We start from the raw sequence: 13,582 nt of genomic DNA on the forward strand, positions 1-13,582 counted from the left end.
GTGCAGTTTCCCCGAAACTGCACCGATCTTGCCCTTCCCCGCCTCAGGGCGGGGATTGATGGCGCGAGTTATTCCAAACCGGTCGGTAACCTAGCTGACGCTGCCAAACTATGGCCAAGGCAACCGATGCGAGGAGGGTGTTGGACCATGCCTAGTGTCACCGGCTTGAGCTGCGGCACGTTCTACCGGAGCGGGGGCAATGAGGTCACCGTCGAGGGGTCGGGATTCAAGGGGGCCAGCAGGGTCTACTTCCGCGACCAGAATTCCAAGGAGTACGACGCGCAGAGTTTCAAGGTGGTCAGCGACAACCGGCTGACCGCGGTCGCCCCACGGGTGAACGTCCTCGGCACGTTCCACATCTACGTCGTCGCCAACGGCCAGAGGTCCACGACTCCCGAGGTCGACGTCCTCGTACCCGACGGCGACTCCATGGCGGCCACCGGAACCTACGGCGTCACCGCCGCGACCGAGCCAGGCCAGCACAACAGGATCACGTCGGTGTACGAGCCGGGATCGCTGTCGGAGTTCGAGAAGCGGGACGTCCTCTCCCAGATCAAGCAGCACAAGGGAGATCAGGGCTGGATGGAGTGGCAGCTCGCCCAGCTCAACGAGCACGATGCGGCCTGGTTCAGGGACAAGTGGCGCGCCTGGGGCTAGATCCTGATACGACAGTGCCCCCGGCGCGAGCCGGGGGCACTGTCTGACCGTAGCGGTCGCGCTACCTCAGCTGCCGGTGATGGTGAACTGGGAACCGGGCTGGATGAGGATGTTGCCGTCGGCGGAGTTGGTGATCGTGACGTTGGTCAGCGTCGCGTTGCCGCGAGCGCCGCTCATCGCCAGGATGCCCGCGCCGTTGTTCGACTTGTCGATCTTGACGTTCGTGATGACGACGTTCGGCATGCTGCCGCCGCCGGTCTTGAACTGGATGCCGTCATACGTGGAGTCGTAGATGTCGGTGTCCTTGATGACGGCGCCGATGATGTCCTTGCCCGATGCGAACAGGGTGATCGCGCCGAACTCCTGGGCCTCGTTCCAGAACACGCCACCGCCACGGTAGATCCCGTTGTTCGAGATCGTCGTGGTTCCCGAGAACGGGAGCGGGCTGTGGTCGGTGGCCAGCATGATCGCCGGGTAGTTCATCGTGTCGTAGATGAGGTTGTTCTCGATCGCGTTGCCGTAACCGCCGTAGATCGCGATGCCGTTGGCGCGCCAGGGCAGGGCCACCGTGTTGTTGGTGAAGTGGTTGTCGTGGCCGATGTCGACGTTCTGGTCCTTCACGTACGGGTTGGCCCACACCGCGAGGGAGTCGTCACCGGTGGTCCGGAAGGACGAGTTGAACACGCGGGAGTTGTGGGTGCCGTTGGAGAAGTTGATGCCGTCGGCGAACGTGTCGCGGATGCGCATGCCGCTGAAGTCCAGGTTGTTGCCCGGGTTCCAGTAGGCGGGCGTGTCCGAGTAGTCGCGGCCGACCCAGGCGCCGACGTTGACGTGCTCGATCCACACGTTGGTGATCTTCGAGTTCTGGCCGAACCGGCCGTTGAGGCCGTGGCCCCGGTTGGCGCGGTTGGTGGTCATACCGAAGATGGCCAGGTCCGAGATCTGGGTGTTGGTCTCGACCTCGAAGCCGACGTTGCCCTCGTGCGGGTGGTTGATGTTGCCCACCACGTTCTGCGGCTCGGTGTTGGTGTACAGCTTCGTGTACCACATGCCGGCGCCGCGGATGACGGCGTTGCTGATGCCCTTCTGGTTGAACTGGCCCCGGGCCGGGTCCGGCGACAGGATCTTCTGCTCCTGGCGCCACTGGCCGGCCGGGATCCAGACGCAGCTGATCACGCCGTTCTCGTCGTCGGTCACGGCCCGCTGGATCGCCGCGGTGTCGTCGATGCCGTCGTTGGCCACCGCGCCGTAGCTGGTGATCGAGGTGCACTCGGCCGGCTTGGTCAGCGCGGGTGCGACCTGCTCCAGGTCGACGAGATCGATGATGTAGAACGAGGCGTTGTCACCGGCGTCGCGCTGGAGCTTGAACCGCGTGCCCACCGGGTACGAGGAGGACAGCAGCGCCTGCGACTCGTCGAACAGGCGCCGGGCGTTGGCCTGGGGCGTGTTCGACAGCGACTCGGTGTCGTCGGTGCTGCCGTACAGCCAGCTGTTGCGCGACGAGAACGTGAGCTTCTGCACGAAGACGTCGTTGGCGTAGAGGCTGATCGTGTAGTCCTGGCCGCCGCCGGAGGCGGAGTCCGGAACCGAGTTGCGCACCACGATCGAGTTGGTCGGCACGGTCGAGGTGATCTGCACGTACTGGCCCTGGCTGTCCAGGCGCACCGACTGCCGGCCCGAGGACTCGGTGCCGAAGTTGGTGTGCCCGAAGGTGCGCAGCGGGTCGGCGGTCAGCAGGGTGCCCTGGTAGGTCCCGGCCTCGGCCTCGTACGTGGTGAACGGGGTGGCGGCGCCGCGGCCCACCACGATCGCCTGGGAGAGCGAGTTGTTGGTCTCGTTGGTCTCCGTGACGGCGTTCGCGGCGTCGGCGGTGGCGGTGATGGTCGCCCCGCCGCTGGTCGCGGTCCAGGTGCCGGTGATCGCGACGGTGGCCGTGGCCCCCGCGGCGATGGTGCCGGTGCTGGTGTTCAGCGTGGTGGAGCCGACGACCACGCGGGTGGTCGAGGCGCCGGCCGGGTCGATGCCGCGGTTCTTCACCTGGACGGTGAAGCTGACCGCCGCGCCCACGGCCGGGTTGGCCGGGGTGGTGGAGATGCCGACGACCTGGAGGTCCGGGCCGGGGGCCTGGGTGACGGTCAGCGGCGAGGCGGCGTTGGCCGAGTTGTTGGCCTCGCTCTTCTCGATCACCGTGTTGGACGGGTCGACCTTGGCCGACAGGGCGAAGGTGCCCTGCGGCAGGTTGCCGATCGCGACCGAGATCGGCAGCGAGCTGCCCGCCCCGATCGGGCCGACGTTGGCGGTCGTCTTGAGCACGCCGTCCAGGTAGAAGTTGAGCGTGGTCGCGGTCGAGGCGAGCTCACCGATGTTGTTGACGGTGGCGCTGACGGTGACGTTGCTGGCCTCGGTCGGCGCCGAGGGGCTGAACGACACGTTGCTGACGGCCAGGTCGGCGTTGGGCGCCGGGGTGCCGCAGACCTCGAACTCCGCCACCTGGCCCGAGGGGGCGCCGTTGTTGGAGGTGATCTTCAGCTGGACGTCGGCGGTGGTCGCCGACACCGGGATGTTCACCACGTTGCTGCCCTGGGTGAACTGGTAGTTCGCCGCGGCCTTGATCGTGGTGTAGGTGGTGGCGGCCTGGTCGCGGCCGAGCACCTCGATGTTCTGGGTACGGGTGCCCCAGGACGCGTCCGGGTTCAGCTTCACGTTGACCTGGGTGACGCTGTGGTTGGCGTCCAGCGCCACGGTCAGCGTCGCGGGCAGGCCCGCGCCCTCCCAGTAGGTGGCGAGGTTGCCGTCGACCGCGTTGGCCGGCAGGAAGGTGAACGTCGAGCCGTTGGCGGTCGCGGTCTTGCCCGCGGCCACGTTGGTGCAGCCCGGGTTCCCGGTGCCGGTACGGGTCACCGTGCCGCTGTTGGCCGACACGTTGCCCGCGACGTCGCGCGCCCGCAGGTAGTAGGACACCGTGGTCGTCACGGCCTGGGTGTCCTGCCACGAGGTGACCGTGCCGATGCCGGTGACGTAGTTGCCCTCGCGGAACACGTCGTACCCGGCCAGGCCCGAGCCGGAGTCGGTCGAGGCGGTCCAGGTCAGCGTGATGGTGCTGCCCGAGGTGCTGACGGCCAGGTTGGTCGGGACCGACGGGGCGGTGGTGTCGCCGTTGCGGGTGACGGTGTTGCCCGCGGCCGACACGTTGCCCGCGACGTCGCGCGCCTTCACGTAGTAGGAGACGTTCGCCGTCAGCGGCTGGGTCTCGCTCCACGTGGTGACCAGGCCGACCGTGGTGACCAGGGCGCCGTTGCGGTAGATCTCGTACCCGCTCATGCCGCTGCCGCCGCTGTTGTCGGTCGACGCGCCCCAGTTCAGGGTGAGCGTGGTGCCCGAGGCGGACAGGCTGAGCGTGCCGGGCACGCTCGGCGCGGTGGTGTCGGTGCTGGTCCCGGTACGGGTGACCGTGTTACCCGCGGCCGAGGTGTTCCCGGCGACGTCGCGCGCCTTGACGTAGTACGACACCGTCGCCGAGGTCGGCTGGGTGTCGGCCCACGTGGTGACCAGGCCGACCGTGGTGGCCAGGGCGCCGTTGCGGTAGATCTCGTAGCCGGCCATGCCGCTGCCACCGCTGTTGTCGGTCGACGCGCCCCAGTTCAGGGTGATCGTCGTGCCGGAGGTGGTGTAGCTCAGCGTGCCGGGCACGCTCGGGGCGGTGGTGTCGGTGCCCGCGCCGGGGCCGTACACCTCCAGCTCCGACAGCTGGCCCGCAGGCCACGCGGTGTTGGCGGTGAAGCTGACCCGCACGTACTGGGTGCTGGCCTGGGTGAAGTTGATCGTCACCGCGTTGTTCGCCACAGCCGGGTCGAACGTGTACGCGGCCGAGGCCTTGAGGTCGGTGAAGCTGGACCCGTTGGTGCTGCCCTGGACGGACAGCGTCTGGGTGCGGGTCCCCCAGCCGGCGGGCAGCTTCAGCACGACCTTGTTGACCGAGGTGGCGGCGCCGAGGTTGACGGTCACCCACTGCGGCCAGGCGTTGTTGACGCTCTCCCAGTAGGTGGCCTGGTTGCCGTCCACGACGTTGCCCGAGCCGTAGACGTCGGCGTGGCCGCTCTCGGTGGTGGGGCGGCCCTGGGCCAGGTTGGTGGAGCCGCCGGCGACGCCGTACACCTCCAGCTCGGACAGCTGCGCGGCCGTCCAGCCGGTGTTGGCGCTGATGCTGACGCGTACGTAGCGCACGCTCGCGGCGGTGAAGTTGATCGTCACCGCGTTGGTGCCCGCGGTGAACTGGTAGCCCGCCGAGGCCTTCAGGTCGGTGAAGGTCGAGCCGTTGGTGCTGCCCTGGACCGCGAGGGTCTGGGTGCGGGTGCCCCAGCTCGTGGGCAGCTTCAGCACCACCTGGTCGACGCTGGTCGCGGCACCGAGGTCGATCTGCGCCCACTGCGGCAGCGAGCCGCTGCTCTCCCAGTAGGACGCCTGGTTGCCGTCGTTGAGGTTGCCGGGGGTGTACGCGCCGTTGCTGGAACTGGCGCCGGCGCTCTTGCCGAGGGAGAGGTTGGGGCCGCCGGCGGCCTGAGCCACACCGGCCCACACCCCGGAGGCGACCAGCACGGTCACGGCCGCAGCCGCCACCGCCCTGATCGGATTGATTCGTCTCATCACGGTCCTTGTCGCTGGGGGGACGTTTCCGCGTATGGCGGAAGACCACCAACGCGGGGGCAGGACCGGCACGAAGCCGGTGAGCCGCGACGGCGAGCGGAACCGGGCGGTTGGAGCAGCATGTGCCGTCCGGGCAGGAGCTGTCCCGAGTACTTGCACATGTGGACGACAAAAACATGCATGTCTTTGTCGAAATCTTGCACTGTGTTGGAGCCAACGTTACCGATGTGCTACCGGCGCGTCAACATTTCCGTTACATCGATTGCGCCGAACGGCCAGCCGTCGCTGCTCAGTGGACGCAACTCGCGTTAGAGTCGGCCATGCTCGCCCGCGCCTGGGGTCTCACCCGCTCGCTCGCCATGTACCACGGCATCCCGGGCCGCCACCGGCGCATGCGCCGCTTCTACGCGCAGTTCCTGCGCCCCGGCGACCTCGCCTTCGACATCGGCGCCCACGTCGGCAGCCGGGTCCGGCCCTGGCGGCGCCTGGGCGCCCGGGTGCTCGCGATCGAACCGCAGCCGGACTGCCTGCGCGTGCTGCGCCTGTTCTTCGGCCGCGACCCCGGCGTCACCGTGCTGCCCGTCGCGGTCGGCGCGCACGCCGGGCACGCCGCGCTCGCCCTGTCCTCGGCCAGCCCGACGGTGTCCACTCTGTCCCGCGACTGGATCGACACGGTCACCGCCGACCGCAGCTTCGCCGGGGTCCGCTGGGACCGCACCGTCGAGGTCCCGGTGACCACCCTGGACGAACTGATCGCGCGGCACGGCGAGCCCGCGTTCTGCAAGATCGATGTGGAGGGTTACGAGGTCGACGTGCTGCGCGGGCTCAGCCGCCCGCTACGCGCCCTGTCCTTCGAATACCTGCCCATGGCCCACGACGCCATGCCCGCCGCCCTCGACCTGATCGAACGCCTCGGCGCCCAGGCGAGCGGATACGAGTACAACTACGCCCCCGTCGAGACCATGCACCTGGCCTCGGACCGCTGGCTCGACGCCGACGACCTGCTCACCCTGCTCGACCGCTACCGCCCGCGGAACCGCAGCGGCGACGTCTACGCCCGCCTACGCTGAGCCCCGCCCCCGGTGGAAGGTGCAGTTTCGGGGAAAGTGCTGGAATCTCGGCGCGCTTTCGTGCTGTTTCCCCGAAACTGCTCGAACTCCGACGCCGGGACGGCGGCGCGGGCGGGGCGGCGCAGCCACAGCCAGACCACGTCGCGGCCGAACGACTCGGTGAGCAGGGCGAGCGCCCCGAGCAGCGCGAGCAGCACCAGCGCGCGGGGCAGCACGTCGGCGGCCGCCACCGCCAGCACGATCCCCTGCACCGCGGCGACGACCTTGCGCCAGTACCGCGGGAACAGCTGCCCGCGCAGCCACGGCAGCACCCAGCTCGCGGCGACGTACGCGTACCGCATCGCGCCGATGCACAGCACCCAGGCGCCGTAGCCGGGGGCCGCGTACACGCTGAGCACCGCGATCAGCCAGGCGTCGGTCTCCATGTCGAAGCGGGCGCCGAACTCCGTGGCGGTGCCGGTGCCCCGGGCCACCAGGCCGTCGACGGCGTCGAGCACCAGGGCCACCACCGTCACCGCCACCAGCGGCGCGACGTCGAGCGGGCGGGCGTACGACTCCGCGGTCAGCGCGGTGACCCCGCCGACGAGCACCGCCCGGGTCAGGGTGACCAGATCGGCCGGTCCGAAGGCGACCGTCCCGCTGCCGTGCATCGCCCGGGTGAGCAGCACGCACAGCGCCAGCGCGTACGCCAGCCCGAAGCCCCAGCCCAGCGCGCCCAGCCCGACCCCGGCCTCCAGCACGGCCAGCAGCACCACCTGGCCGAGCAGACCCGCCAGTGGACCCGGGATCACCTGCGGCGGCACCGCACCTCCGTATAGGGTTCGACCTCGACCCGTGCGAAAGGAGGCCGATGGCATCCTACGCGCGCGCGTACTGGATCACCGCGCCTGACGCGGGCGAGATCCGCGATGTGGCGCTGCCCGAGCCCGGCCCCGCCGACGTGCTCGTACGCACCCGCTACACCGGGATCAGCCGCGGCACCGAGACCCTCGTCCTCACCGGGCACGTCCCGCCGAGCCAGTACGCGACCATGCGGGCGCCGTTCCAGGACGGCGACTTCCCGGCGCCGGTCAAGTACGGCTACCTCAACGTCGGCACCGTCGAACACGGACCGGCCGAGCTGCTGGGCCGCGACGTGTTCTGCCTGTACCCGCACCAGACCCGCTACGTGGTGCCCGCCGCCGCCGTGGTGCCGGTGCCCGACGGCGTGCCCGCCCGCCGGGCCGTGCTCGCGGGCACGGTCGAGACCGCCGTCAACGCGCTGTGGGACGCCGCGCCGCTGGTCGGCGACCGGATCAGCGTCGTCGGCGCGGGCATGGTCGGCTGCTGCGTCGCCGCCGTCGCCGCCCGCATCCCCGGGGTGTCGGTGCAGCTGGTCGACCCCGACCCGGCCCGCGCCGCGACCGCGGCGGCGCTCGGTGCCGCGTACGCCCCGCCGCAGCTCGCCGACACCGGCCGCGACCTGGTCTTCCACGCCAGCGCCAGCGCCGCCGGCCTCCAGCGCAGCCTCGACCTGCTCGCGCCGCAGGGCACCGTCGTCGAGCTCAGCTGGTACGGCGACCGCGAGATCGGCCTGCGCCTGGGCGGGGTGTTCCACTCCGGCCGCCTGACCATCCGCGCCAGCCAGGTCGGCACGGTGTCCCCGGCCCGCGCCGCCACCCGCACCTTCACCGACCGGCTCGCGCTCGCCCTCGACCTGCTGCGCGACCCCGTGTTCGACACCCTGGTCACCGGCGAGTCCCCGTTCGGGCGGCTGCCGGACGTCATGGCCGGGCTCGCCGACGGCACCCGCCCGGCCCTGTGCCACGTCATCACCTACGACGGAGAGTGAACCCCTTGTTCAGCGTCACGGTCCGCGACCACATGATGGTCGCGCACAGCTTCCGGGGCGAGGCCTTCGGCCCGGCCCAGGCCCTGCACGGGGCGACGTTCCTGGTCGACGCCACGTTCCGGCGGGCCGAACTGGACGGCGACGGGATCGTGGTGGACATCGCCGCCGCCGCGCGCGAGCTGAACGCCGTGCTGGCCGCGTTCCACCTGCGCAACCTCGACGACGACCCGGCGCTGGCCGGCCGCAACACCACCACCGAGGTGATGGCCCAGGTCGTCGCCGACCGCCTGGCCGAGCGGGTGCGCGCCGGGGCGTTCGGGCCCGGCGCGCTCGGGCTGTCCGGGATCGCGGTCACCCTGCACGAGTCGCACGTGGCCTGGGCGAGCTACGAGCGGCCGTTGTGACCGCGGCCGGGCTCGGCGGCGGGCCGCCGGGCCGTCCCGGCACCCTGCCCGTCCCCGCGCCCGGCGACCTGGGCACGGTCCACGTCGTCCTGCCCGGCGACATCGACGACCCGGCGGCGCCCAGCGGCGGCAACCGCTACGACCGGCGGATCTGCGCCGGGCTGGCGGGCGCGGGCTGGACGGTGCGTGAGCACGGCCTGCCCGGGGCGTGGCCGCACCCCGGCCCGAATGCCGTCCGGCGGCTCACGACGCTGCTCGCCGCGCTGCCCGACGGCGCGACCGTGCTGGTCGACGGCCTGGTCGCGGTCGGCGTGCCGGAGCCGCTGACCGCCCATGCGGCGCGGCTGCGGACGGTCGTGCTGGCGCACATGGTGTTCGGCGACGCCGACGCGGCGCTGGCCGGGGCGGAGCACGCGGTCCTGACGGCCGCCCGCGCCGTCGTCACCACCAGCCGGTGGTGCCGCGAGCGGCTGATCAGCCGGTACGGACTACCGCCCGCCACCGTCCACGCCGCACCGCCCGGCGCCGACCCCGCCGCCGTCGCCCCCGGCACCCCTGTGGGCACCCGGCTGCTGTGCGTGGCCGCCGTCGCCGCCCACAAGGGACACGACACCCTGGTCGCGGCACTGACCACGCTGACCGGCCTGGACTGGGACTGCACCTGCGTCGGCCCGCTCGACCGCGACCCCGCGTTCACCGCCCGGCTGCGCGCCGACGCGGCCCCGCTCGCCGGCCGGCTGCACCTGACCGGCCCGCGCACCGGCCCGGACCTCGACGCCGCGTACGCCGCCGCCGACCTGCTGGTGCTGGCCTCGCGCGGCGAGTCGTACGGCATGGTGATCACCGAGGCGCTGGCCCGGGGCGTCCCCGTGCTGGCCACCGACGTGCAGGGGCTGCCCGAGGCGCTGGGCCGGGCCCCGGACGGCACCCGGCCCGGCCTGCTCGTCCCGCCCGGCGATCCGGCCGCGCTCGCCGCCGCGCTGCGCCGCTGGCTCACCGACCCCGGCCTGCGCACCACGCTCCGCCGCGCCGCGCTGGGCCGCCGCGCCACGCTGACCGGCTGGGACCGCACCACCGCCGCGATCTCCGGCGTGCTGGCGTCACTGCCGGCCGAACCCGCGCTCCCCGGCGGCCGGACTGTGTATAACTCCACAGACGAGCCACGGAAGGAATGACGTGCGGCCGAACATGCGCGACGGGTGGGCCTGGGCCCGGCTGCTCGGCGGGCTGCTCCTGCTCGGCCTGCTGGTGTGGCAGGTCGGCACCGGCCCGTTCCTCGACGGCGTACGCCGCGTCGACCCGGTGGTGCTGGCCGCCGCGCTCGGCCTCGGCGCGCTGGCCACCGTCGGCAGCGCCTGGCGCTGGTCCCTGGTCGCGGCCGGGCTCGGCGTACGGCTGCCGCTGCGCCGCGCCGTCGCCGCCTACTACCGCTCGCTGCTGATCAACACGACCGTGCCCGGCGGGGTCGTCGGCGACGTGCACCGGGCTGTGCGGCACGGGCTCGACATCAGCGACCTGCGCCTGGCCGCACGCGCCGTGGTGCTGGAACGCGCCATCGGGCTGGCCGTGCAGGTCGCCGCGTCCACGCTGCTGCTGCTGGTGCTGCCCTCGCCGGTGCGCGCCCGGATGCCCCTGATCGCCGGGGCCGTGCTCGCCGCCGGGCTGGTCCTGGCGGTGGCGGGCCGGGTGCTGCTGCGGGGCCGCACCGCCCGCTGGGCCCGTACGCTGCGCGCCACCGGCGCCGACGTCCGCGCCGCGCTGCGCGGGCGCCGGTGGCTCGGCATCGCCGCCGCCTCCGCCCTCATCGTCCCCGCACACCTGGTGCTGTTCCTGCTCGCCGCCCGCACCGCGGGCGCCACCGCCCCGGCATCCCTGCTCGTGCCGCTGACCCAGCTCGCCCTGCTGGCCATGGCCCTGCCGCTGAACGTGGCCGGCTGGGGGCCGCGCGAAGGCGTCGCCGCCTGGGCGTTCGCCGCCGCCGGGCTGACCGCCGCCCAGGGCGTCGCCACCGCCGCCACGTACGGCGTGCTCACCCTCGCCGCCACCCTCCCCGGCGTCCTCACGCTCCTCCCTGAGCGAAGGAAGGGCACCCTCCCATCGGAATCCGAGGTGGAAGGGCCCCTTCCCCACCCCGCGACGGCGCTGGAGGCCGCGCGGCGATGAACCAGCCAGCACCGCCCCGTTCAGGAGGAACCGACGTGCCGCCCGACGACGAGCTCACCGCGCCCGCCACCCGACGCACGACGGCACGGGCGGTCGCGGGACGGGTGCTCACCGGACTCGCGCTGGTGGTGCTGCTGGCGGTGCTGCTCGCGCCGGAGCGGATCTCGCAGCTCAGCCCGGCCGGGTTCGTACGCGTACCCGTCGACGGGCTGGTCGCGATCGGCCTGGTGCTGGCCCTGCCGCAGCGGGCCCGGCGGATCGCGGTGCCCGTCCTCGGGGCGCTGCTCGGGGTGCTCGCCGTGCTGAAGGTGGTCAGCCTCGGGTTCTCCCAGTTCCTGGACCGGCCGTTCAACCCGGTGCAGGACGGGTCGTTCCTGGACGCGGCGGTGGAATACGTGCGCCGGTCGGCCGGGGACGGGCTCGCCGACGCCGTCGTGGCGGGCGCGGTCGCGCTGGCGGTCGGCCTGATCCTGCTGACCAGCGTGTCGTTTCGCCGCATCACCCGGGTGGCCGTCGCACACCGCACCGCCGGTGCCCGCACGCTGGCCCTGCTCACGGTGGTCTGGGCCGCCTGCGCGCTGACGGGCGCCCAGCTCGTGCCCGGACTGCCGGTGGCCGCGCACGACACCTACGATCGGGTCGCGCAGCTGCGCGCCGGGGCCCGCGACCACGACGCGTTCCTCGGCCAGCTCGCGGCCGACGCCTACGCGCAGGTGCCCGGGTCGCAGCTGCTCACCGGGCTGCGCGGCAAGGACGTCCTGGTCACCTTCGTCGAGAGCTACGGCCGGATCGCGCTGTCCGACCCCGAGCTGGCCGCGCAGGTCGAACCGGTGCTGACCACCGGATACGAGCGGCTGCGCGCCGCCGGGTACACCGCCCGCAGCGGCTGGCTCACCTCGTCCACCGCCGGGGGCGGCAGCTGGCTGGCCCAGTCGACCCTGCTGTCCGGCCTGTGGATCGACAGCGCACCCCGCTACCAGGCGTTCCTCTACAGCCACCGGATGACGCTGAGCAGCGCGGCCAAGCTGGCCGGATGGCACACCGCGTCGGTCATGCCCGCCACCACCCAGCCGTGGCCCGAGGGCGCCGTCTACGGCTACCACCAGACCTACATCGGGCCGGACCTGGGCTACCAGGGGCCGACGTACAGCTTCGGGGTCATTCCCGACCAGTACACGCTGTCGGAGTTCCAGCGGCGCGAGCGCGGCGACGGCCATACCCCCGTGATGGCGGCGATCGCACTGATCTCCAGCCACTCCCCCTGGCAGCCGGTGCCGCCCATGCTCGGGTGGGACCGGGCCGGGGACAGCTCGGCGTACCCGGCCGAGCCGCGCGCCGACGCCCTCACCGAGCAGGACCACGACCGGGTCCGCACCGCCTACCGCACCGCCGTCGCCTACTCGCTGGAGACCCTGATCTCGTACGTCGAGCACTACGGCGGCAACGACCTGGTCATGGTGTTCCTGGGCGACCACCAGCCCGCGCCGTCGGTGACCGGCGCGGACGCCAACCGCGACGTGCCGGTCACGATCCTGGCCCACGACCCGGCCGTGCTCGACCGCGTCGCGTCCTGGGGCTGGCAGCCCGGCCTGCGCCCCGGCCCGGACGCACCGGTCTGGCGCATGGACGCCTTCCGCGACCGCTTCCTGGCCGCGTTCGGCGGCCCGGCGCCCGCGCCGACCCCGCACTGACCTCGACCGACGTATATGCATTGACCCGCGTCACGGTCCGACCGCACGCTGGTGACGCCGCACCGCCACGGTGACGGGCCACAGGCGACGGAGGTCGAACGCATGCGCCACACCAGGATCGGGCTCCGGCGGACGCTGGCCGCGCTGGCCGCCGCGCTGCTGCTGGCGGCGGGCACCGGCTGCGACCCGATCACCGACGACCCGCCCGCCGGACCCGGTGCCAAGCCGGAGGCCGAGGGCTGCTCGGTCGATCAGAGCCGCACCCAGGCCCTGCTGCCGAAGGACGGCTTCGAGGTCTGGGAGGAGAAGCACCACGTCACGGTCAACCCGTGCCTGGAGTTCCTCGACCTGGTCTCCACCGTGCTGGACCTCGTCCCCGAGGCCGAGCGCAAGCAGGTCAGGCGGTTCGACGCGTTCCGGTCCAAGCTGACCACGACGGTGAACCGGCTCAACGACCTCAAGGACGTGATCCAGTGCGGCTACCAGACCGACCGCCTGGCCGTCGGCGTCTACCAGGGTACGAAGATCAAGTGGTCGGTCGGCGCGGTGCTCGTCATCCGCGGTGACGCCGACGCCTTCCTCGACGTGTCCGGCTGCTACCTGGGCAAGCTGATCCGCAACTACATCTGCCCCGGCTGCGGCGGCGGCGAGGAGCGGCCCAAACCCGAGATCCGGCCGTGCTTCGACTACGCGCGGAAGACCTCGGGCGGCCAGGACTTCACCGTGCTCTGGGTCGCCTCCAGCAACATCCTCTGCGCGGGCCTGCACGACGCGTTCACCGACGACTTCGACAAGGACCTCCAGCAGGCCGAGACCCTGGGCCGGCCGACGCTGGTGATCCGCGACGCCGCCGCGACCACGGCCACGCGCAAGGGCGCGATCCCGTACGGCAGCACCGTCTACCTCCAGTGCTACACCAAGGGCGAAACGGTCAGCAGCCCGGTCAGCGACTACGGCCCGACCACGACGGACCAGTGGGACCGCGTCACCTTCGACGGCGTCACCGGGTTCGTCTCGCACGCGTGGATCAGCGAGCGCAACGACGAGGCACCCCCGCCGATCGGCGGCGGGCAGCCGTCCGACTATCCGGAGACCGGCTACAACCTGCCCGAATGCACGTAG

Annotated in this window: 10 protein-coding genes; 8 read left to right on the forward strand and 2 right to left on the reverse strand. The window is 72.1% G+C overall.

The features are described 5' to 3' along the window. Positions 1–147 precede the first annotated feature (147 nt). The gene (locus Cs7R123_RS32700) at positions 148–657 is read left to right on the forward strand and encodes an IPT/TIG domain-containing protein (protein ID WP_212832291.1); all 510 of its coding nucleotides are present in this window, start codon (positions 148–150) and stop codon (positions 655–657) included. A 66-nt stretch (positions 658–723) separates the two neighbouring features. Here Cs7R123_RS32700 and Cs7R123_RS32705 read toward each other — a convergent pair whose 3' ends face one another. Beyond that, the gene (locus Cs7R123_RS32705; protein ID WP_212832293.1) at positions 724–5,301 is read right to left on the reverse strand and encodes a discoidin domain-containing protein; all 4,578 of its coding nucleotides are present in this window, start codon (positions 5,299–5,301) and stop codon (positions 724–726) included. A 320-nt stretch (positions 5,302–5,621) separates the two neighbouring features. Here Cs7R123_RS32705 and Cs7R123_RS32710 point away from each other — a divergent pair, with 320 nt between their 5' ends. Then, a complete protein-coding gene (locus Cs7R123_RS32710) occupies positions 5,622–6,371 on the forward strand; it encodes an FkbM family methyltransferase (RefSeq protein WP_212832295.1) in 750 nt (249 codons plus the stop codon). On the opposite strand, the gene Cs7R123_RS32715 is transcribed toward Cs7R123_RS32710, so the two are convergent. Beyond that, positions 6,353–7,174, reverse strand: coding sequence for a CDP-alcohol phosphatidyltransferase family protein (locus Cs7R123_RS32715; protein WP_244872295.1), 822 nt, complete (start codon positions 7,172–7,174; stop codon positions 6,353–6,355). The genes Cs7R123_RS32710 and Cs7R123_RS32715 overlap by 19 nt on opposite strands. Positions 7,175–7,221: 47 nt before the next feature. Here Cs7R123_RS32715 and Cs7R123_RS32720 point away from each other — a divergent pair, with 47 nt between their 5' ends. From Cs7R123_RS32720 to Cs7R123_RS32745, 6 genes are all read left to right on the forward strand, one after another. Then, entirely contained in the window at positions 7,222–8,202 is a 981-nt protein-coding gene (locus Cs7R123_RS32720) for a zinc-binding alcohol dehydrogenase (RefSeq protein WP_212832299.1), read from the forward strand. A gap of 5 nt (positions 8,203–8,207) precedes the next feature. Beyond that, on the forward strand, positions 8,208–8,606 hold the full coding sequence (locus Cs7R123_RS32725; protein WP_212832301.1) for a 6-carboxytetrahydropterin synthase: 399 nt from the start codon (positions 8,208–8,210) through the stop codon (positions 8,604–8,606). A 68-nt stretch (positions 8,607–8,674) separates the two neighbouring features. After that, positions 8,675–9,781, forward strand: coding sequence for a glycosyltransferase family 4 protein (locus Cs7R123_RS32730; RefSeq protein ID WP_212834796.1), 1,107 nt, complete (start codon positions 8,675–8,677; stop codon positions 9,779–9,781). Between the two features lie 13 nt (positions 9,782–9,794). Then, positions 9,795–10,769, forward strand: a complete 975-nt coding sequence (locus tag Cs7R123_RS32735) for a lysylphosphatidylglycerol synthase transmembrane domain-containing protein (protein WP_212832303.1) — start codon at positions 9,795–9,797, stop codon at positions 10,767–10,769. Positions 10,770–10,804: 35 nt separating this feature from the next. Beyond that, positions 10,805–12,460, forward strand: a complete 1,656-nt coding sequence (locus tag Cs7R123_RS32740; RefSeq protein ID WP_244872296.1) for a sulfatase — start codon at positions 10,805–10,807, stop codon at positions 12,458–12,460. A 102-nt stretch (positions 12,461–12,562) separates the two neighbouring features. Further along, a complete protein-coding gene (locus Cs7R123_RS32745) occupies positions 12,563–13,582 on the forward strand; it encodes a hypothetical protein (RefSeq protein ID WP_212832305.1) in 1,020 nt (339 codons plus the stop codon).

This window comes from Catellatospora sp. TT07R-123, from assembly GCF_018327705.1.
Classification (GTDB): domain Bacteria; phylum Actinomycetota; class Actinomycetes; order Mycobacteriales; family Micromonosporaceae; genus Catellatospora.

Bases quoted from the DNA above. Each gene is read 5' to 3' on its own strand.
- Cs7R123_RS32700 (WP_212832291.1), top strand. From the start codon at position 148: ATGCCTAGTGTCACCGGCTTGAGCTGCGGCACGTTCTACCGGAGCGGG.
- Cs7R123_RS32705 (WP_212832293.1), bottom strand. From the start codon at position 5,301: ATGAGACGAATCAATCCGATCAGGGCGGTGGCGGCTGCGGCCGTGACC.
- Cs7R123_RS32710 (WP_212832295.1), top strand. From the start codon at position 5,622: ATGCTCGCCCGCGCCTGGGGTCTCACCCGCTCGCTCGCCATGTACCAC.
- Cs7R123_RS32720 (WP_212832299.1), top strand. From the start codon at position 7,222: ATGGCATCCTACGCGCGCGCGTACTGGATCACCGCGCCTGACGCGGGC.
- Cs7R123_RS32735 (WP_212832303.1), top strand. From the start codon at position 9,795: ATGCGCGACGGGTGGGCCTGGGCCCGGCTGCTCGGCGGGCTGCTCCTG.
- Cs7R123_RS32745 (WP_212832305.1), top strand. From the start codon at position 12,563: ATGCGCCACACCAGGATCGGGCTCCGGCGGACGCTGGCCGCGCTGGCC.